13 protein-coding genes are annotated in these 20,053 nt (G+C 64.8%); 10 read left to right on the top strand and 3 right to left on the bottom strand.

What is annotated here, in order from left to right; translation table 11 throughout:
* Window positions 1–22 precede the first annotated feature (22 nt).
* Complete coding sequence (nhaB, locus tag ACZ9A3_RS08790) at window positions 23–1,528, top strand: sodium/proton antiporter NhaB (protein WP_476252400.1); 1,506 nt, start codon at window positions 23–25, stop codon at window positions 1,526–1,528.
* Between the two features lie 528 nt (window positions 1,529–2,056).
* Here the strand turns inward: nhaB and ACZ9A3_RS08785 are convergent.
* Genes ACZ9A3_RS08785 through gnd form a run of 3 tightly spaced genes read right to left on the bottom strand, consistent with a single transcriptional unit; the run spans window position 2,057 to window position 6,359 of the window.
* Entirely contained in the window at window positions 2,057–3,853 is a 1,797-nt protein-coding gene (locus ACZ9A3_RS08785; RefSeq protein ID WP_476252399.1) for a glycoside hydrolase family 15 protein, read from the bottom strand.
* Between the two features lie 23 nt (window positions 3,854–3,876).
* Complete coding sequence (zwf, locus tag ACZ9A3_RS08780; protein WP_213601516.1) at window positions 3,877–5,379, bottom strand: glucose-6-phosphate dehydrogenase; 1,503 nt, start codon at window positions 5,377–5,379, stop codon at window positions 3,877–3,879.
* Window positions 5,376–6,359 (bottom strand): phosphogluconate dehydrogenase (NAD(+)-dependent, decarboxylating), encoded by a 984-nt coding sequence (gnd, locus tag ACZ9A3_RS08775; protein WP_476252398.1) that lies wholly within the window; start codon window positions 6,357–6,359, stop codon window positions 5,376–5,378. Before gnd ends, zwf begins: the two co-directional genes overlap by 4 nt.
* A gap of 197 nt (window positions 6,360–6,556) precedes the next feature.
* Here gnd and ACZ9A3_RS08770 point away from each other — a divergent pair, with 197 nt between their 5' ends.
* From ACZ9A3_RS08770 to ACZ9A3_RS08730, 9 genes are all read left to right on the top strand, one after another.
* On the top strand, window positions 6,557–6,724 hold the full coding sequence (locus ACZ9A3_RS08770) for a DUF6026 family protein (protein ID WP_476252397.1): 168 nt from the start codon (window positions 6,557–6,559) through the stop codon (window positions 6,722–6,724).
* A gap of 453 nt (window positions 6,725–7,177) precedes the next feature.
* Window positions 7,178–8,737, top strand: a complete 1,560-nt coding sequence (glgA, locus tag ACZ9A3_RS08765; protein ID WP_045198548.1) for a glycogen synthase GlgA — start codon at window positions 7,178–7,180, stop codon at window positions 8,735–8,737.
* 16 nt (window positions 8,738–8,753) lie between these two features.
* Window positions 8,754–10,532 (top strand): malto-oligosyltrehalose trehalohydrolase, encoded by a 1,779-nt coding sequence (gene treZ / locus ACZ9A3_RS08760; RefSeq protein WP_476252396.1) that lies wholly within the window; start codon window positions 8,754–8,756, stop codon window positions 10,530–10,532.
* The gene (malQ, locus tag ACZ9A3_RS08755) at window positions 10,525–12,597 is read left to right on the top strand and encodes a 4-alpha-glucanotransferase (RefSeq protein ID WP_476252395.1); all 2,073 of its coding nucleotides are present in this window, start codon (window positions 10,525–10,527) and stop codon (window positions 12,595–12,597) included. The genes treZ and malQ overlap by 8 nt, the downstream gene beginning before the upstream one ends.
* Window positions 12,594–15,359, top strand: coding sequence for a malto-oligosyltrehalose synthase (locus ACZ9A3_RS08750; RefSeq protein WP_476252394.1), 2,766 nt, complete (start codon window positions 12,594–12,596; stop codon window positions 15,357–15,359). Before malQ ends, ACZ9A3_RS08750 begins: the two co-directional genes overlap by 4 nt.
* A gap of 18 nt (window positions 15,360–15,377) precedes the next feature.
* Window positions 15,378–15,629, top strand: a complete 252-nt coding sequence (locus ACZ9A3_RS08745; protein WP_093383704.1) for a DUF2934 domain-containing protein — start codon at window positions 15,378–15,380, stop codon at window positions 15,627–15,629.
* Between the two features lie 128 nt (window positions 15,630–15,757).
* A complete protein-coding gene (gene glgX, locus ACZ9A3_RS08740; protein ID WP_476252393.1) occupies window positions 15,758–17,914 on the top strand; it encodes a glycogen debranching protein GlgX in 2,157 nt (718 codons plus the stop codon).
* On the top strand, window positions 17,904–18,671 hold the full coding sequence (locus ACZ9A3_RS08735; protein ID WP_093383713.1) for an endonuclease/exonuclease/phosphatase family protein: 768 nt from the start codon (window positions 17,904–17,906) through the stop codon (window positions 18,669–18,671). The genes glgX and ACZ9A3_RS08735 overlap by 11 nt, the downstream gene beginning before the upstream one ends.
* A 311-nt stretch (window positions 18,672–18,982) precedes the next feature.
* Window positions 18,983–20,053 (top strand): autotransporter domain-containing protein, encoded by a 1,071-nt coding sequence (locus tag ACZ9A3_RS08730; protein WP_093383718.1) that lies wholly within the window; start codon window positions 18,983–18,985, stop codon window positions 20,051–20,053.

Raw genomic sequence — 20,053 nt, 5'->3', positions numbered from 1 at the left:
TGAATCATAAGGATACATTTTCATGTCCCGCTCCCTGGCCGGCGCCCTGGCCCACAATTTTCTTGGCCAGTCGCCGCGCTGGTACAAGGCTACCTTGTGCCTGTTCCTGCTGCTCAATCCCCTGCTGCTGTTCACCCTCGGCCCGGTGGTGGCCGGCTGGGTGCTGGTGATCGAGTTCATCTTCACCCTCGGCATGGCGCTCAAGTGCTACCCGCTGATGCCCGGCGGCCTGCTGATGGTCGAGGCCCTGCTGCTGGGCATGACCACGCCGCAAGCGCTGTATGAAGAGCTGCAGCACAACTTTCCGGTGATCCTGCTGCTGATGTTCATGGTCGCCGGTATCTACTTCATGAAGGACCTGCTGCTGTTCGTGTTTTCGCGGATTCTTCTCGGCGTGCGCTCCAAGGCCCTGCTGGCCTTGCTTTTCTGTTTTCTCTCGGCCTTTCTTTCGGCGTTTCTCGATGCGCTGACGGTGACGGCGGTGATCATCAGCGCGGCGGTCGGCTTTTACTCGGTGTATCACCGCGTCGCTTCCGGCGCCAACCCACGGGAAGACTCGGACCTGGACAGCGACCAGCACGTCGCCCACCTGCACCGCGAAGACCTGCAGCAATTTCGCGCATTCTTGCGCAGCCTGCTGATGCACGGCGCCGTGGGTACCGCCCTGGGCGGCGTGTGCACCCTGGTCGGCGAGCCGCAGAACCTGCTGATCGGCCACGAAATGGGCTGGCACTTTGCCGAGTTCTTCCTCAAGGTGGCGCCGGTGTCGCTGCCAGTACTGGCCGCCGGGCTGGTCACCTGCGTGCTGCTGGAGAAACTGCGCTGGTTCGGCTACGGCACCCTGCTGCCGGACAACGTGCGCCAGGTGCTGGCCGCCTCCTATGCCGCCGAAGACGACGCCCAGCGCACCACCCAGCAACGTGCCGCACTGGTGGTGCAAGGCCTGGCAGCGCTGATCCTGATCATCGGCCTGGGCCTGCATGTGGCCGAAGTCGGCCTGATCGGCCTGCTGGTGATCGTGCTGATTACCGCCTTTACCGGCATCACCGACGAGCACCGCCTGGGCCGTGCGTTCCAGGACGCCATGCCGTTCACCTCATTGTTGGTGGTGTTCTTTGCCGTGGTCGCGGTGATCCACCAGCAGCAGCTGTTTACCCCGCTGATCCAGTGGGTACTGGCGCTGCCGGCCGATCAGCAGCCGGGCATGCTGTTTATCGCCAACGGCCTGTTGTCGGCGATCAGCGACAACGTGTTCGTCGCCACTATCTATATCACCGAGGTCAAGCAGGCGTTTGTCAACGGCGGCATGAGCCGCGAGCACTTCGAGACCCTGGCGGTGGCGATCAACACCGGCACCAACCTGCCGAGCGTAGCCACGCCCAACGGCCAGGCGGCATTCCTGTTCCTGCTGACCTCGGCGATTGCGCCGCTGATTCGCCTGTCGTATGGGCGCATGGTGTGGATGGCGCTGCCCTATACCGTGGTCATGGGTGGGCTGGGGTGGTGGGCGGTGACCTACTGGTTGTAACGCTGACTGCACGGGCCTGTGGGAGCAACTGTCTTAAGCAGCTTGCAAGTATTGGGGCAGCCAGGCTGTGTTTGAGCTGATCCATTTGATGATGAGGCGCTGCCGGCGCCTTCCGCCCTTACGGCGGGTCACTTTTGCTTGGCGGCAAAAGTAACCAAAAACGCCCTGTCCCTTCATCGGCCCTGCGCTGCGCTCCGGGTTCCCTCCTTCCACCCTTGCTCCCGTGGGGGCGCGCCGAAGGGCCGTCCCTGGCCCTGCGGCGCTCGCCGGCCATCCATGGCCGTCGCCCCACTACGCAAGGGTTCCACTCGGCCTTCTGCAAGGGACGATCGGTGGCGTCTGCAATTACGTACATCTAGAAGCAGAGCGCTTTTTTGCTTTCGCTTCTCGTGCATCGCCGGTCCATTCGCCGACAAGGCGCAAAGGTGAAGTGTGAGCAGCATCGCCAATGGATCAGCTCGCGCCTCTAAAGGCCTACGCTACCTGTGGGAGCGGCGGTGCGGCGACCCGACTTGACCCGCGATGCCTTTAACCACATTGCGCCCGGTCGCGCACCGGGCACTGGGCGCGGTGCAGGTTCAGCGCGGTGTTGATGATGCCGATATGGCTGAAAGCCTGGGGGAAATTGCCGAGCATGCGCCGGCCCAGCGGGTCGTACTGCTCGGCCAGCAGGCCGACGTCGTTGCACAGGGCCGCAAGACGTTCGAACAAGGTCCTGGCCTCCTCCTCCCGCCCCAGCAGCACATAGACATCCGCCAGCCAGAACGAACAGACCAGGAAGGTCCCCTCACCCGGCGTCAGCCCATCGCAACCGCTGTCGCTGTCATAGCGCAGCAACAGGCCATTGCGTAGCAGACGCTGCTCGATGCGCGCAAGGGTGGCGAGAAAGCGCGGATCATCCGCCGGCAGGAAGCCGGTCAGGGCAATCTGCAGCAGGCTGGCATCCATTTCGGTCGAACCATAAGCCTGGACGAAACAGCCCAGCTGCCCATCGAAGCCCTGTTCACACACCTGCCGGTGAATCCTGGCCGCCACCTGACGGTAATGCCCGGCGCGCGCCTGACCTTCTTCGGTGGTATCGCTCAAGCCGGCAGCGCGGTCGAAGGCCACCCAGGCCATGACTTTGGAATGGGTGAAGTGCTGCTGCCCGCCACGCACCTCCCAGATGCCCTCGTCCGGCTGCTGCCAGGTTTTTTCCAGGTACGGCATGATCAACCGGGCAATCGCCGCGCTGCGCGGGTGGCGCGGCAGGCCACCACGAATTGCCTGGCTCATGGCATCGGCGACCTCGCCATAAATATCCAGTTGGTGCTGCAACGCTGCGGCATTACCGATACGCACCGGTTGTGCACCTTCATAACCGGCCAGCCACGGCACTTCATACTCCGCCAGCCGCCGCTCGCCGGCCAGGCCGTACATGATCTGCATCTGCTCGGGGTTGCCGGCCACCGAGCGCAGCAGCCATTCGCGCCAGGCCTGGGCCTCTTCGAAGTAACCAAGGTTCATGAACGCCAGCAAGGTCATGGTCGCATCACGCAGCCAGCAATAGCGGTAGTCCCAGTTGCGCTCACCGCCCAGGCGCTCGGGCAACGAGGTGGTCACCGCCGCGACAATGCCGCCGGTGGGCGCGTAGGTCATGGCCTTGAGGGTAAGCAGTGAGCGCTTGACCAGCGCCGTCCAGGGGCCGACGTCCGGGCAGCGCGCCGAAAACTGCTGCCACTGCTCCCGGGTCCGTTGCAAAGCTTGCTCGGCATCGAACGCTGCAGGCAATGGCAGGTGTGACGCCTGGTGGCTCAGGCTGAAGGCCAGGCGCTGGCCGGCCTTGACGGTAAAGCGGCTGCCGGTGTGGTGATCCAGGGCCTGGGTGGCGGCGCCGCTGCGCAGTATCAGCCGGTCGGGGCCAACCACCGCCGAGAGCACCAGCGGCTCGGCCTTTTCGACCCAAGGCACACTGTTGCCATAGTCAAAGCGCATCACCAGGTCCATCTCGAACGGCACTTCGCCTTCCAGGCCCTCGACAATGCGCAGCACGCTGTTGTGTTCAGCCAGGGGCATGCAGTCGATCAGGCGCGCACGGCCGCTGGCGGTGGTGAAGGTGGTGTGCAGGATCAGGGTGCCGTCCAGGTATTCACGGCTGACCTGCACCAAAGGCTCGCTCGGCGCCAGGCGCCAGCGGCCGTTTTCTTCATTGCCGAGCAAGGCGGCAAACACCGCCGGGGAGTCGAACCTGGGCAGGCACAGCCAGTCCAGGGAGCCGTCGCGGCCTACCAGCGCGGCGCTGCGACAGTTACCCAGCAGGGCGTAGTCTTCGATCAAACCCGGCATTCATCCCCCTTGTGCGTGAACCCTCAACCAATCGGGTGCCAGACCCGCCGATCGCGGGTCAGCAGTTCGTCCGCTGCAGTCGGGCCGTTGTCACCGGCGGCATAGAGCTGCACCTCGCCTCCCTCCTGCCAGGCATCGAGGAACGGCTGCACCGCGCGCCAGCCGTTCTCGATGTTGTCGGCGCGCTGGAACAAGGTCTGGTCGCCGGTCAGGCAGTCGTAGATCAGCGTCTCGTAGCCGGTGGACGGCTGCATCTTGAAGAAGTCCTTGTAGGCAAAACCCAGCTCGACGTTCTCCATGGCCAGGGCCGGGCCCGGGCGCTTGGCTTGCAGGTCGAACCACATGCCTTCGTTGGGCTGGATCTGGATCTTCAGATAGTTGGGCTTGAGCCGCTCGACTTCGGTATCGCGAAACTGGGCATAGGGCGCTGGCTTGAAGCAGATGGCAATCTCGGTGTCGCGCACGCTCATGCGCTTACCGGTACGCAGGTAGAACGGCACGCCGACCCAGCGCCAATTGTCGATCATTACCTTGAGGGCGACGAAGGTTTCGGTGTTGCTGTCGGGCGCGACCCGAGGTTCTTCGCGGTAACCGGGGACCTTCTTGCGCCCTTGTTTGCCAGCGCTGTACTGGCCGCGTACCGAGTTTTTCAGGGCCATGTTCTTCGACCAGGGCCGGATCGCGCCGATGACCTTGGCCTTCTCGCTACGCACCGCATCGGCGCCAAAGGCCGCCGGCGGCTCCATGGCGACCATCGCCAGCAACTGGAACAGGTGGTTGGGGACCATGTCGCGCAAGGCGCCGGTACTGTCGTAGAAGGCGCCGCGGCTTTCGACGCCGACGGTTTCGGCAGCGGTGATCTGCACGTGATCGATGTAGTGGTTGTTCCAGAACGCTTCGAACAGGCCGTTGGAAAAACGGCTGACGAGGATGTTCTGCACCGTCTCTTTGCCCAGGTAATGGTCGATGCGGTAGATCTGCTTTTCGCTCATGACCTTGAGCAGGCAGGCATTGAGCGCTTCGGCGCTGGCCAGGTCCGAGCCGAAGGGTTTTTCCACCACCACCCGGCGAAAGCCGGCGCTTTCGTCGAGCAGGCCAGCGGCGCCCAGGCGCTGCACCACTTCGCTGAAAAAGCGCGGTGAGGTGGCCAGGTAGAACACCGCGTTGGCGCTGGGGTTGCTGCGGATGCGTTCGGCGATGGCCTGGTAGGTGGCCTCGTCGAGAAAATCGCCGGTGAGGTAGCCGATGCGTTTGGCCAGGCGCGCCCAGAGTTTGTCATCCAGGCACTTGCTGGCGCCTTCGCTGGCCCTGTCGCGTTCGCGCATGAAGGCTTGCAGGCGCGCGGCGAATTCGTTGTCGGTGGCGGCGTTGTGGTCGACGCCAACGATGCGCAAGCCCTTGTCGAGCAGGCCATCACGGCTCAAGTTATACAAGGCCGGCATCAACAGGCGCTTGACCAGGTCGCCGTTGGCACCAAACAGGAACAGGTTGCAAGGCGGTGCCGCTTCGATCTGTGTTTTGCTCATTCGGCTTTCTTCTCGACGTGGCCACCAAAGCCAAAACGCATGGCCGACAGCATGCGGTCGGCGTAGGTGCCCTGCTGCTGGCGCGAACGGAAGCGGGCGAACAGCGCACTGGACAGCACCGGCACCGGCACCGCCTGCTCCACCGCCGCATCGATGGTCCAGCGCCCTTCGCCGCTGTCGGCCACCGAGCCGCTGTAGCCGCCCAGTTGCGGGTCTGCCACCAGGGCGTCGGCGGTAAGGTCCAGCAGCCAGGAGGTGACCACACTGCCACGGCGCCACACTTCGGCGATTTCCGCCAGGTTCAGGTCAAAGCGCTGCTCGGCCGGCACGGCATCGCTGCCCTTGCTCTTGAGCAGGTCGAACCCTTCGGCATAGGCCTGCATCAGGCCGTATTCGATGCCGTTGTGGATCATCTTCACGTAGTGCCCGGCACCTGCGGGCCCGGCATGAATATAACCCTGCTCGGCACGCCCGGCCGGGCCCTGGCGGCCACGGGTGCGGGGGATCTCGCCAACGCCGGGGGCGAGGGTGGCGAACAGCGGGTCGAGGCGGTCGACCACCGCCTGCTCGCCGCCGATCATCATGCAGTAGCCGCGCTCCAGGCCCCAGACGCCGCCCGAGGTGCCGACATCGATATAGTGCAAGTTGCGCTTGCCCAGCTCGGCGGCGCGGCGCATGTCGTCCTTGTAGAAGGTATTGCCGCCGTCGATGATCACGTCGTCGGCGTCCAGCAGGTCAGCAAGCTGGGCGATGGTCTGCTCGGTCGGCTCACCGGCCGGCAGCATCACCCACACCGCCCGGGGTTTCTCCAGTTTGCCTACCAGCGCGCCAAGGTCATGGGCGCCGTTGGCGCCTTCCTTGACCAGGGTTTCCACTGCCTGACGATCGCGGTCATGCACCACCATGCGGTGCCCGCCACGCATCAAGCGCCGTGCAATATTGCTGCCCATGCGGCCCAGCCCCACGATTCCCAATTGCATGTGCGATGCTCCCCTGGAATGAAAAATAGCGCTTCAGGCCTTCAAGGTTAGTCCAGCCCTGGCGCGCTTGGTTCAGCGACGAACGGCAAGACAGCCAGAAACAAAAAAGTTCCCAAGGCCTGCAAAAGAATTCAGAATCGCCGCCGATCCAGCAGCTACGCTGTTAGAAAAACGAACCACCCTATGCGAGGTGTGCAATGGGAACCCTTCTGCCAAAAATGCCTGCCCAGACCCTCTACGTGACGGTACACCGCGACGAGCTGCGTCGCCTTAAAGAAGAGCGCGAGCAGTTGCAACAACAGGTCGCCCAACTCAGTCTGCTTCTGCAGCAAGCCCAGGACGGCCAGTTGCCAGCGCTCAGCTGAGCGTCCCCGCGGCGGGTTGTGCACCTGATGTTTTCTGCCCTGCTTGACGGCATTTCTCCCGCCTAAGCCGTCTGAAACGTTGTGCCACAACCTGCAGTCGCGCTGCTGCAGGTTCCTGCGAGCAAAAGTGACCAGCGGGTCACATTCTTCACGAATTCTCTCCTACACTCGGTATTCGGCCAGACATCGCCCGGAAAACTCGACTGAAAATAGTCGAAACTTCTGCAATCGCGGTAGGTCAGGAACTAAGTAGGCCAACGATTCCGCTTCAACGGACGCGGCCCACCCACCCCATATCGTCACCACGCCGTCGGCAGGACGCCGGCTTGCGTAGCGCTTGTGCGCTTGGCTGCGGGGCATGGAAGGCAAGGCAATACCACTCACAGAGAACAGTATCGGTAGACAAACAACAACGGGCGCCCACGCCCGCACAACATAGGGACGGAGAGAAGTATGATCAGTGCCGCTGTCGAACCTCATGTAGAGCAATTCACCCCGGATTCGCGTGAACCGCTTGCAGCGGATTTCACGCCGACAGCCAAGGCACTGGGTGCTGACCCCAGACATTCTTCACATAAACGCAAAGTGTTGTTCGTCACCTCGGAAATCGCCGACCTGGTCAAGACCGGCGGCTTGGGCGATGTCTCGGCGGCGCTGCCACGGGCCATGCGTCACCTGCACGATGTGCGGGTGCTGATCCCCGGTTACCCGCAGGTGCTGGAAAGCGACAACCCGATCCACCTGGTCGGCGAGCTGGGCGGCCACGCGGCCTTGCCGCCCTGCAAGATCGGGCGCATGGACCTGGCCGATGGCCTGGTCATCTATGTGTTGATCTGTCCCGAGCTGTACCAGCGCGAGGGCACGCCCTACGGCGCCAACAACGGTCGCGACTGGCCCGACAATCACATCCGCTTTGCCCGCCTGGGCCTGGCCGCGGCAGAAATCGCCGCCGGTGAAGGCATGGTCCACTGGAAGCCCGACCTGGTCCATGCCCACGACTGGCCGGCCGGCCTGGCCCCGGCCTACATGCACTGGCGCGGCCTGCAGACGCCGACCCTGTTCACCATCCACAACCTGGCCTACCAGGGCGTGGTCAGCCGCGCCTGCTGCCCGGAACTGGCGATCCCCGACCACGCCCTGCAACAGGAAGGCATGGAGTTTTACGGCAAGCTGTCGTTCCTCAAGGCCGGCCTTGCCTACTCCAGCCACATCACCACGGTCAGCGCCACCTATGCCCGGGAAATCACTACGCCCTCGTTCGGTTGCGGGCTGGATGGCTTTCTCGCCAGCAAGGCCCAGCAAGGCCTGCTCAGCGGTATTCCCAACGGCATCGACGAGAGCTGGGACTCGGCCAGCGACCCGCACCTGGATCACCCCTTCAGCCTCAACGACTGGCACGGCAAGGCCGCCAACAGCCGCCAGGTGCGTGAGCTGTTCGGCCTGCAACCTTCGAACGGGCCACTGTTCGCAGTGGTTTCGCGCCTGGTCTACCAGAAAGGCCTGGACCTGACCCTGGGGGTGGCCGAATACATCGTCCGCCAGGGCGGCCAGATCGCGATCATCGGCCGTGGCGAACCGGAAGAAGAACAGGCCATGCGCGAACTTGCCCTGCGCCATCCCGGGCAGATCGGCGTGCGCATCGGCTTCAACGAAACCGATGCCCGGCGCATGTTCGCCGGCAGCGACTTCCTGCTCATGCCGTCGCGCTACGAGCCCTGCGGCCTGAGCCAGATGTACGCCCAGCGCTTTGGCTCGCTGCCGGTGGCGCGCAACACCGGGGGCCTGGCCGACACCATCGAGAATGGCGTCACCGGTTTTCTGTTCGATGAATCGACCGTCGACAGCTACCGCGAAGCACTGGGCCGGGCGTTCTACGTGTACAGCAAGAAGAACCTGCTCAATGCCATGCGCTGCCTGGCGATGACCCAACCGTTCAACTGGTGCCAGGCCGTCGAGCCTTATGCCCGTCTTTATCAGGAGCTGGTCGAAAACGCCCGAGCAACCCCACGCTGAAGCGGAGATGGCAGGTATGCCCTTGAGGTCACAGGAACACGCGACCCACGGGGCCGTGATGCTGGACAGCAACAGCGCCCGGTTTGCCCTGTGGGCACCGGACGCACAGCAGGTGGAGGTTGAATTCGACGCCGGTGCGCGCCAGCCCTTGCAGGCCCAGGCCGACGGTTGGTTCGTCGGCCAGCTGCCGTGCAAGGCCGGTGACCGCTACCGCTACCGGATCGACGCCACGCTCACGGTGGCCGACCCGGCGTCGCGCTACCAACCCGACGGCGTGCACGGCCCCAGCCAGTTGCTGAACCCCGCAGCCTACCGCTGGCAGTACCCCGACTGGCGCGGGCGCCCCTGGCCTGAGGCGGTCATCTACGAGCTGCATGTCGGCCTGTGCGGCGGCTATGCCGGGATGATCGAGCGCTTGCCGGCCCTGGCCGAGCTGGGCATTACCGCCATCGAGCTGATGCCGCTCGGGCAATTCCCCGGCGAGCGTAACTGGGGCTACGACGGCGTCCTGCCGTTCGCTCCACAGCACAGCTATGGCAGCCCCGAGCAACTGCGCGAACTGATCGACCAGGCCCACGGCCATGGCCTGATGGTGCTGATGGATGTGGTCTACAACCACTTCGGCCCGGACGGCAATTACCTCGGCCAGTACGCCAGTGGCTTTTTTCGCCAGGATCGCCAGACCCCGTGGGGCGCGGCGATTGATTTTCGCCGCCGCCAGGTGCGCGACTTTTTTATCGAGAACGCCCTGATGTGGCTGCAGGAGTACCGCGTCGACGGTCTGCGCCTGGACGCCGTGCACGCCATCGACGACCCGGATTTTCTTGCCGAACTGGCGCGCCGGGTGCGCAGCGAGATCACCCCGGGGCGTCAGGTATGGCTGACCCTTGAGAACGAACACAACCAGGCGCACCTGCTTGAACAGGGCTTCGATGCGCAGTGGAACGACGACGGTCACAACGCCCTGCACGTGCTGCTCACCGGCGAGCAGGAGGCGTACTACGCCGACTACAGCGAGTCGACCATCGAAAAACTCGCGCGCTGCCTGAGCCAGGGCTTCGTCTTCCAGGGCCAGCCCGACCGCAACGGCCGTCCCCGCGGCGAGCCCAGCGGGCATTTGCCCCCCACGGCCTTCGTGCTGTTCCTGCAGAACCACGACCAGATCGGCAACCGCGCGTTCGGCGAGCGCCTTAACCAACTGTGCCCGCCCCAGGCCTTGCGCGCGGCCACCACCCTGTTGCTGCTGGCGCCGATGATCCCGCTGCTGTTCATGGGTGATGAATGGGGCTGCGAGCAACCTTTTGTGTTTTTCACCGATCACCACGATGAACTGGCCGATGCCGTACGCGAAGGCCGGCGCGCCGAGTTTGCCGGTTTTGCCGACTTCGCCGATGCCGTCACCCGCTCGCGGATTCCCGACCCCAATGCCCTCGATACCTTCGACGCTTCGCGGCCGCGGCCAACACACTCAAGCCAACAGCCATGGTTGCAGTTGTACCGGCAATTACTGGCCCTGCGCGCCCGCCACATCGTCCCCAACCTGCCCGGCATCCATGCCCTCGGCGCCCGGGTGCTGGGGCCGCAGGCCTTGACGGTGCGCTGGCAGCTCGAACGCGGCGGCGAGCTGCGTATTGACCTCAACCTTGGCCCTACCGCGCAAGTGGCCGACCTGCCGGCCAACGCTGCACGCCTGTTCAGCTGTAGCGAAAGCTGCATCGGCAACACGCAATTGCCGCCCTACACCACCCTGGTCAGCCTGCTGCCGACCACCCCAGCGGAGCCTGCCCATGACTGACCCACGCTTGCAGCAACTGGCCGAACTGGCGGGCCTGGCGGTGGACTGGATCGACGCCAACGGCCGCGCCCAGCGGGTCAGTGACCCGGCGCTGCAGCGGGTGCTGGCCGGCCTAGGCCACCCGGTCGACAGCGTTGAGGCGATCGAAGCCAGTATCCAGGCGCTGCTGCGCGCCCACGATGCCCGCCACCTGCCGCCGCTGTTGACGGTTGACCACGGCCTCCCATTGCAGCTGTCCGGCTATTTTCCGCCAGCGATGGACTGCCAGGTGCTGCTTGAAGATGGCAGCGAACAACCGTTGCAACTGGATGATCAGGCCAGGCTCCCCGCCGGCTTGCCGATCGGCTATCACCAGGTGCAGATCGACCAGCAACAGTTCACCCTGGCCGTGGCGCCAACCCGCTGCTACAGCATCGCCGATGCGCTGGGCACGCCGACGCCTCGCAGCTGGGGACTGAGCGCCCAACTGTACAGCCTGCGTCGCCCCGACGATGGCGGCTATGGTGATTGCCTGGCCCTCGAGGCGCTGGTGCGCAGCGCCGCCGAACGCGGCGCCGATGCCCTGGCGATCAGCCCGCTGCACGCCATGTTCGCCAGCGACAGCCAGCGCTACAGCCCGTACTCGCCCTCCAGCCGGCTGTTTCTCAACAGCCTGTATGCAAGCCCGGCGGCGCTGCTCGGGGACCGTGCGGTGCGCATGGCCATTGAAGCCTGCCAGTTGCACGGGCCGCTGGAGCAGCTTGAACAACTGCCGCTGATCGACTGGCCGCAGGCCGCATCGTTTCGCCAGCGTTTGCTGCGTGCGCTGTACCGCGACTTTATCGCCACCGAGCACCCGTTGTTCGCCGACTTCGACAGCTATCGCCAGCACGCCGGCCCCGCCCTGGAACGCCACTGCCGCTTCGAGGTACTGCTGGAGCACGCGCTCAAGCGCGACATCGGCCAGGACTGGCGCGACTGGCCCGCTGCCTGGCACGACCCGCACAGCCCCGAGGTGAGTGCCTTCGCCCGCCAGCACAGCGAGGAGGTGGCGTTTCACGCCTTCTGTCAGTGGTTGATCGAACGCAGCCTGCAACGTACCCAGGATGCGGCGCGCAGCCATGGCATGGGCATCGGCCTGATCGCCGACCTGGCGGTGGGTGCCGACGGCGCCGGCAGCCAGGCCTGGAGCCGCCAGGACGAGCTGCTGGCCGGCCTCAATGTCGGCGCGCCGCCGGATATTCTCAACCGCGCCGGGCAGAACTGGGGCATCTGCGCCTTCTCGCCCGAAGGCCTGCGACGCAACGGCTACCGGGCGTTCATCGAGATGCTGCGGGCCAACTTTGCCCATGCCGGGGGCCTGCGCATCGACCATGTCATGGGTTTGCAACGGCTGTGGCTGATCCCCCAGGGTGCCACCCCGGCCGAAGGAGCCTACCTGCACTACCCGCTCGATGATCTGCTGCGCCTGCTCAGCCTTGAGTCAGTGCGCCACCAGGCCATCGTGCTGGGTGAAGACCTCGGCACCGTGCCCGAGGGGCTGCGCGAAAAGCTCGCCGCGCGGGCCATCCTCGGCATGCGCGTACTGCTGTTCGAGCAAGACCCGCCCGGCCATTTCAAGCCCATCCTCGACTGGCCCGACAACGCCTTGGCCACCACCAGCACCCATGACCTGCCGCCGCTGGCCGGCTGGCTGCAGGCCCGTGATATCGACTGGAACCAGCGCCTGAGCCTGATCGACGGCATCACCGAGCGGCACTGGCGCGACAGCCGCCAACACGAGCGCCAGGGCCTGCGGCGCACTCTTGAACAGAACTACGGCCAGGCCCTGGCCGAGAGCGACGCGCTGATCGATGCCAGCATCCGCTACCTTGGCCATACCCGCGCGCCGCTGGTGCTGGTACCGCTGGAAGATCTGCTGGGTGTCGATGAGCAACCCAACCTGCCCGGCACCATCGACAGCCACCCCAACTGGCGCCGGCGCTTTGCCCTGGCGGCCAGCGCGCTGCTTGACGACGCGGATGCGGCGCGGCGCCTGGAGCTGCTGGCGCAGGCCCGCGAACAAGCCTGGGAGCGTGACCGATGAAAGCCCTGACCGCGACCCTGCGCCTGCAGTTTCATGCCGACTTCGGCCTCGACCAGGCGGCGGCGCTGGTGCCCTACTTCGCCCGCTTAGGCATCAGCCACCTGTACGCCTCGCCGCTGCTGCGCGCGCGCCCCGGCTCGCGCCATGGCTACGATGTGGTCGACCCCGGGCAGGTCAGCCCGCATCTGGGCGGCGAAGCTGCGCTAGAGCGCCTGGTGGCAGCGCTGCGCCTGCACGGTATGGGCCTGATCCTCGACATGGTCTCCAACCATATGGCGGTCGGCAGCGACAACCCCTGGTGGCAGGACCTGCTGGCCTGGGGCCGGCGCAGCCGCTATGCCGAGTTCTTCGACATCCAGTGGCACTCGCCCGACCCGCTGCTTGAAGGTCAGTTGCTGCTGCCGTTTCTGGCCGGTGACTACGGCGCGATGCTGCAAGGCGGCGACATCCCGCTGCGCTTCGACGCTGCAACCGGCCAGTTGCATATCCAGCACCACGAGCACCGCTTTCCGATCTGCCCGGCCGACTATGGCCTGGTGCTCGCCGAAGGTGGCGCAGCCCTGCAGACACTGGCCAGCCGCTTCAATGCCTTGCGCAGCGCTGACGATGCGCCGGCGCAGGCCAGGCCGCTGCTGGCCGAACTGGCGGCGCTGGCCCGCCAACAGCCCCTGGACGATGTGCTCGGCGCCTTCGACAGCCGCAGCCCCGAAGGTTTCAAGCGCCTGCACGCGCTGCTCGAACGTCAGTCCTACCGCCTGGCCAGCTGGCGCACTGCTGGCGACGATATCAACTGGCGGCGCTTTTTCGACGTCAACGAGCTGGGCGGCTTGCGGGTCGAACGCGCGGCGGTGTTCGAGGCCACCCACAGCAAGGTCTTCGAGCTGATCGGCCGCGGCCTGGTCGACGGCCTGCGCATCGACCACATCGACGGCCTGGCCGATCCGCGCGGCTACTGCCGCAAGCTGCGCCGGCGGGTCGACGGGCTCTTGGCCCAGCGCCCACTGGAGGCAGCGCTGGAGCACTTTCCGATCTATGTCGAGAAGATCCTCGGCGCCGACGAGCAGCTGCACCGCGACTGGCAGGTCGACGGCAGCACCGGCTACGAGTTCATGAACCAGGTCTCGCTGCTGCAGCATGATCCAGACGGCGAAGCAGAGTTGGCGGCGCTATGGAGCGTGCTAAGCGAACGCCCGGACTTCAGCGAGGAAGTGCGCCTGGCCCGCCAGCAAATCCTCAATGGCAGCCTGGCCGGCGATTTCGAGTCGGTGGCCCAGGCGCTGTTGCAAGTGGCCCGCGACGACCTGATGAGCCGCGACCTGACCTTGGGCGCCATTCGCCGGGCGTTGCAGGCGCTGATCGAGCACTACCCGGTGTACCGCACCTACATCAATGCCTGCGGGCGCCCGGTAGAAGATGAAGCGTACTTCCAGCAAGCCATGCGCGGTGCCCGCCAGTGCCTGAGCGAGGCTGACTGGCCGGTGCTCGACTACCTGCAGCGCTGGCTCGGCGGCGAGCCCTGGCGGCGCTTGCCGCCGGGCCGGCCGCGCAAGCACCTGCGCCACGCCTGCGTGCGCTTTCAGCAACTGACCTCGCCCACCGCCGCCAAGGCCGTGGAAGACACGGCCTTCTACCGCTCGGCACTGTTGCTGTCGCGTAACGACGTAGGTTTTGATGCCGAACGTTTCAGCGCCCCGGTCGAGGACTTTCACCAACATTGCCTCACGCGCCTTGAGCAGTTCCCGGACAACCTGCTGGCCACCGCCACCCACGACCACAAGCGCGGCGAAGACAGCCGTGCGCGCCTGGCAGTGCTCAGCGAACGCAGCAGCTGGTTTGCCAGCCGGGTCGAACACTGGCGCGAGCTGGCCAGCCCCTTGCGCAGCACCCTGGCCGACGGCGAAGCGCCAGGTGCAGGCGATGAGCTGCTGCTGTACCAGACCCTGCTCGGCAGCTGGCCACTGGACCTTGATGAGAACAATCCGTTGGCGCTTGAGGCCTATGCCGAGCGCCTGCGCCAATGGCAGCGCAAAGCCCTGCGTGAAGCCAAGTTGCGCAGCAGCTGGAGCGCCCCGAACGAGGCCTATGAACAGGCCTGCCTGGATTTCATCGACACCCTGCTGCTGGAGCGCGCCAGCCAGCAGTTGCGTCATTCCCTGGCCGAGGCGGCGCAGGCCATCGCCTGCCCGGGCGCCCTCAACAGCCTGGTGCAGTGCCTGCTGCGCATGACCGTGCCCGGGGTGCCCGATCTGTACCAGGGCAACGAGTTCTGGGACTTCAGCCTGGTCGACCCGGACAACCGCCGCGCGGTGGACTTTGCCGGTCGGCGCCAGGCCCTGGCGGATGGCACCACAACGGCGCAGTTGCTCCAGGACTGGCGCAGCGGCCGGGTCAAACAGGCGTTGATCAACCAGGTGCTGGAGTGGCGCCAGCAGTCCCCGCAGCTGTTCCTGCGCGGTCAGTACCTGCCGATCGAAGTGCGCGGCAGACACGCCGGGCGGGTCCTGGCGTTTGCCCGGGTGAGCGCCGAACAGCGCGCCGTGGTGGTGGTGCCGCGCCTGGCCTGCAGCTTGCTTGGCCAATCACCGCTACCGCTGATCCCGGCACAGAACTGGGACGATACCCGGCTGGTTTTGCCGTTTGCCTTGTCGCCTGGCAATTGCTCGGGACTTTTTGCCACAGGCGCAGTCACAGCCTCAAAGGAGCTGTGGCTGAGCACTGCACTCAAGGAGTTTCCGGTCAATCTGTTCGTTGAACATCGTTAAGTCCTCAGGAGCGTAGAGATGAGTGTCGAAGAAAAACGTATCCGTGAATTCGCCTATCAGATCTGGGAGTCGGAAGGTAAGCCCGAAGGCCAGGAAGAGCGGCACTGGGCGATGGCGCGCAAGCTTGCCGAGGCCGAAGCGCTGGCGCCCAAGGTAACGCCGCGCAAACCGGCCAAGGCGCCGCCGGCCAGTAACGCCAAGGCCAAGCCGGCAAGTACTGCGCCAGCGCCGAAAAAGCCCAGGGCAAGCAAAAAGCCACCGACTGCATGAACCTGATCGCCGGGCAAGTCGAGGCGTCGCACCGCCGCTCCTGCACAGCCTGTGGGAGCGGCGGTGCGACGCCTCGACTTGCCCCGCGATAACCCCTGTGCCAACCCCCGGTCTGATCAAGGATTTCCATGAGCAAGCCAAAGCCTACCGCCGAAGTTCACCTCGAACCCTCGCGCATCCGCGAGGGCCTGCCCTTCCCGCTGGGCGCCAGCTGGGATGGGCTGGGGGTCAATTTTGCCCTGTTCTCGGCCAACGCCACCAAGGTTGAACTGTGCCTGTTTGATGCCAGCGGCGAGGTCGAGCTCGAACGCATCGAGCTGCCGGAGTACACCGACGAGATCTTCCACGGCTACCTGCCCGATGCCCATCCCGGGCAGATCTACGGCTACCGCGTACACGGCCCGTACGACCCGGAAAACGGCCACCGTTTCAACCCCAACAAACTGCTGATCGACCCCTACGCTAAGCAACTGGTCGGCAGCCTGAAATGGTCCGAGGCGCTGTTCGGCTACACCATCGGCCACCCCGACGGCGACCTTAGCTTTGATGAGCGCGACAGTGCGCCGTTCGTGCCCAAGTGCAAGGTCATCGACCCGGCCTACACCTGGAGCCGCGACCAGCGCGTGGGCATTCCCTGGGAGCGCACCATCCTCTATGAGGCCCACGTGCGCGGTATCAGCATGCGCCACCCGGCGGTGCCAGAGGCCAATCGCGGCACCTTTGCCGGGCTGATGTGCGACGAACTGCTGGGGCATATCAAGCAGCTTGGGGTGAGCTCGATCGAGTTGCTGCCGATCCATGCCTTCGTCAACGACCAGCATCTGCTGCAAAAGGGCCTGAACAACTATTGGGGCTACAACAGCATCGCCTTTTTTGCCCCGCACCCGCGCTACCTGGCCAACGGCAAGATCGCCGAGTTCAAGGAGATGGTCGCGCACCTGCATGACGCCGGTCTGGAGGTGATTCTCGACGTGGTCTACAACCACACCGCCGAAGGCAACGAGCTGGGCCCGACCCTGTCGATGCGCGGCATCGACAATTCCTCCTACTACCGGCTGATGCCCGATGACAAACGCTTCTATATCAACGACTCGGGCACCGGCAACACCCTCGACCTGAGCCACCCCTGCGTCTTGCAACTGGTCACCGACTCGTTGCGCTACTGGGCCGGCGAGATGCACGTCGACGGTTTTCGCTTCGACCTGGCGACCATTCTCGGCCGCTACCACGAGGGCTTCGACGAGCGTCACAGCTTTCTCGTTGCCTGCCGCCAGGACCCGCTGCTCAGCCAGGTCAAGCTGATTGCCGAGCCCTGGGACTGCGGCCCCGGCGGCTACCAGGTGGGCAATTTCGCCCCCGGCTGGGCAGAATGGAACGACCGTTTTCGCGATACCGTGCGGGCTTTCTGGAAAGGCGACGAAGGCCAGCTGGCCGACTTCGCCGCGCGCATGACCGCCTCCGGCGAGCTGTTCAACCGCCGCGGGCGCAGGCCCTACGCCTCGGTCAACTTCATCACCGCCCATGACGGCTTCACCCTGCGCGACCTGGTGTCGTACAACGACAAGCACAACGAGGACAACGACGAAGGCAACCAGGACGGCAGCAACAACAACCTGTCATGGAACCACGGCGTCGAAGGCCCCACCGACGACCCCGAGATCAAGGCCCTGCGCCTGCGCCAGATGCGCAATTTCTTCGCCACCCTGCTGCTGGCCCAGGGTACGCCGATGATCGTCGCCGGCGACGAGTTCAGCCGCACCCAGCACGGCAACAACAATGCCTACTGCCAGGACAGCGAGATCGGCTGGATCAACTGGGAGCTGGACGAGGATGGTGCGGCGTTGCTCAAGTTCGTCAAGCGCCTGACCAAGCTGCGCCTGGCCTACCCGGTGCTGCGCCGTTCGCGTTTTCTGGTCGGTGACTACAATGAGGCGATCGGGGTCAAGGACGTCACCTGGCTGGCGCCGGACGCCAGCGAGATGAGCGTCGAGCAATGGCAGGACGCCCACGGGCGCTGCCTGGGCATGCTGATGGATGGCCGCGCCCAGGTCAGCGGTATTCTGCGCCCCGGCGCCGATGCCACCTTGCTGCTGATCGTCAACGCCCACCACGATACCGTGGCCTTTACCTTGCCCGAGGTGCCGGAAGGCGAATACTGGAACTGCCTGATCGACACCGACCGGCCGCAACTGCGCAAAGGCGAGCATCATGACTTTGGCAGCGAGTTCCAGGTCAGTGGCCGCTCGTTGCTGTTGCTGGAGCTGTTCCGTGACGATGATGTCTGAAAACCAGGCGGCCGCGGTCAAGCGCCTGCGGGTGCTGACCGTCAATACCCACAAGGGCTTTACCGCCTTCAACCGGCGCTTCATCCTCCCCGAACTGCGTGAAGCGGTGCGCAGCACCCGCGCTGATATCGTCTTTCTCCAGGAGGTGCTCGGCTCCCACGACCGCCATGCCGCCCGTTACGCCGGCTGGCCGCAAACCTCGCAGTACGAGTTTCTCGCCGACAGCATGTGGAGCGATTTCGCCTACGGGCGCAATGCCGTGTACCCGGACGGCCATCACGGCAACGCGCTGTTGTCCAAGTACCCGATCATCGAACACCGCAACCTGGATGTCTCGATCACCGGCCCCGAGCGCCGCGGCCTGCTGCACTGCGTGCTGGATGTGCCCGGGCAGCGCGAGGTGCATGCCATTTGCGTGCACCTGTCACTGCTCGAAAGCCACCGGCAACAGCAGTTGCAACTGCTGCGCAAGCTGCTCGACTCGCTGCCTGGCGATGCCCCGGTGATCATCGCCGGCGACTTCAACGACTGGAAACTGCGCGGCAACCGCACCCTCAACCTGCACCGCGACCTGCACGAAGCCTTCGAGCGTCATCACGGCCTGCTTGCCCGCACCTATCCGGCGCGCTTGCCGCTGCTGCGCCTGGACCGCATCTACCTGCGCAACGCCCACAGCCATGCCCCGCAAATTCTCGGCAACAAGCCCTGGAGCCACCTCTCCGATCACCTGCCATTGGCCGTGGAAGTGCAGCTTTAGCAATCATTCGGCATAGCCGCACCGCTGGAAAGAGCGGTTGCGGCTATAGGATGTAAATTTTTGTTTAATTTCAGCTAATTGCCACTACCAATAGCTTGACAACGGTTATTTCACGCTTTCTTGACGCCCGCCCCGTCCTCTCCTTAGCTACAAGTAATGCAGCAACTGCAGATTCCATTCCGAGCCTCTAGCGCGCGCCTTTCAGCGCGCGAAAGGGACCGGTTTGCTGGTTTGGGTCGCCCTCTGGTTTTGCTTTACAGCCCGTGACATCAGGCCAGAACCCTGGCTTATAAAAACAGAGGAGAACCGCCATGAAAAAAACTCCGAATCCTGCGGGCTTTGAGTATGTTTTCTATGCGGTTTCCACGTCGCTGCTACTGGCAACCCCGTTGGAAACCCATGCATTGGGCCTGGAGGATAACGACCCGTTCAACAACCTGGTACAGGCCCAACCTGCACTTTCGCTCAACCCGGTCAGCGCCAGCGGCCTGGGCCTGAGCACCCTCGGTGCGTTTTCCGAACGCCTGGCCGAACGCCATGCGCCAGCACCGAACGACAGCATCGCCAGCCAGTGGGCGCAGTTTTTCCCGACTGCGGTGCGCACCTCAAGCCCAGAGGCCGACAACCTCGCCACGCCGAACCAGAGCCTGCAAATCAGCCCTGATCTGTTCGTTCGTGAAACCGGCGGCGGCAATACTCACCGCGCCGGTTTCTTTGTCGGCCACAGCAACCTGCAAAGCGGTTTCGACGGCCTGCGCAAACCCCAGGTCGGCAACAAAGAGAGCGTGCTCAACCTCGACGGGCAAAGCCTGGGTGTGTACTGGAGCATGACCCACGACCAGGGCTGGCACCTGGATGCGGTGGCCATGGGCACGCGCTTTGATATCAATGGCCGCAGCGAGAGCGGCCAGCGCCTGGATGGCAACGGCCACGCCCTGACCCTCTCGGTCGAGGGCGGCTACCCGATCAGCCTGGGCAACAACTGGACCCTGGAACCGCAAGCACAGTTGATCAACCAGCAGTACTTTCCTGGCAGCCAGACCCAGACCGACACCCAGCAAGCCTTTGACCAGCAGCCCAACTGGACCGGCCGGGTCGGTGCCAAATTGTCGGCGCGCTACAACGTGCGCGGCATGCCGATCGAGCCGTTCGTGCGCACCAACGTCTGGTACGACTTCTCCAATGCCGACACCGTGAGCCTGGACAAGGTCGACAAGATCAGCAGCGGGCGCAACTCCGCCACCGTCGAACTGGGCTTGGGCCTGGTGGCGCGGGTCACGCCGAAAGTGGCGCTGTTTGTCAGCGCCGACTACAGCAGCGATGTCGATGACAATGACCTCAACGGCCTGATCGGCAACCTCGGTGTCAGGGTGCGCTGGTGA

This window comes from Pseudomonas sp. TE4620, assembly GCF_056279045.1.
The sequence above is the reverse complement of the archived record's forward strand: the minus strand, read 5'-3'. Positions and strand labels throughout refer to the sequence as shown.

What these genes read in the sequence shown, in the direction of transcription:
- zwf (WP_213601516.1), bottom strand. Translation starts at nt 5,379, where the DNA reads ATGAGCAAAACACAGATCGAAGCGGCACCGCCTTGCAACCTGTTCCTG.
- ACZ9A3_RS08785 (WP_476252399.1), bottom strand. Translation starts at nt 3,853, where the DNA reads ATGCCGGGTTTGATCGAAGACTACGCCCTGCTGGGTAACTGTCGCAGC.
- nhaB (WP_476252400.1), top strand. Translation starts at nt 23, where the DNA reads ATGTCCCGCTCCCTGGCCGGCGCCCTGGCCCACAATTTTCTTGGCCAG.
- ACZ9A3_RS08735 (WP_093383713.1), top strand. Translation starts at nt 17,904, where the DNA reads ATGATGTCTGAAAACCAGGCGGCCGCGGTCAAGCGCCTGCGGGTGCTG.
- malQ (WP_476252395.1), top strand. Translation starts at nt 10,525, where the DNA reads ATGACTGACCCACGCTTGCAGCAACTGGCCGAACTGGCGGGCCTGGCG.
- ACZ9A3_RS08750 (WP_476252394.1), top strand. Translation starts at nt 12,594, where the DNA reads ATGAAAGCCCTGACCGCGACCCTGCGCCTGCAGTTTCATGCCGACTTC.
- ACZ9A3_RS08770 (WP_476252397.1), top strand. Translation starts at nt 6,557, where the DNA reads ATGGGAACCCTTCTGCCAAAAATGCCTGCCCAGACCCTCTACGTGACG.
- glgA (WP_045198548.1), top strand. Translation starts at nt 7,178, where the DNA reads ATGATCAGTGCCGCTGTCGAACCTCATGTAGAGCAATTCACCCCGGAT.
- treZ (WP_476252396.1), top strand. Translation starts at nt 8,754, where the DNA reads ATGCCCTTGAGGTCACAGGAACACGCGACCCACGGGGCCGTGATGCTG.
- ACZ9A3_RS08745 (WP_093383704.1), top strand. Translation starts at nt 15,378, where the DNA reads ATGAGTGTCGAAGAAAAACGTATCCGTGAATTCGCCTATCAGATCTGG.
- glgX (WP_476252393.1), top strand. Translation starts at nt 15,758, where the DNA reads ATGAGCAAGCCAAAGCCTACCGCCGAAGTTCACCTCGAACCCTCGCGC.
- ACZ9A3_RS08730 (WP_093383718.1), top strand. Translation starts at nt 18,983, where the DNA reads ATGAAAAAAACTCCGAATCCTGCGGGCTTTGAGTATGTTTTCTATGCG.
- gnd (WP_476252398.1), bottom strand. Translation starts at nt 6,359, where the DNA reads ATGCAATTGGGAATCGTGGGGCTGGGCCGCATGGGCAGCAATATTGCA.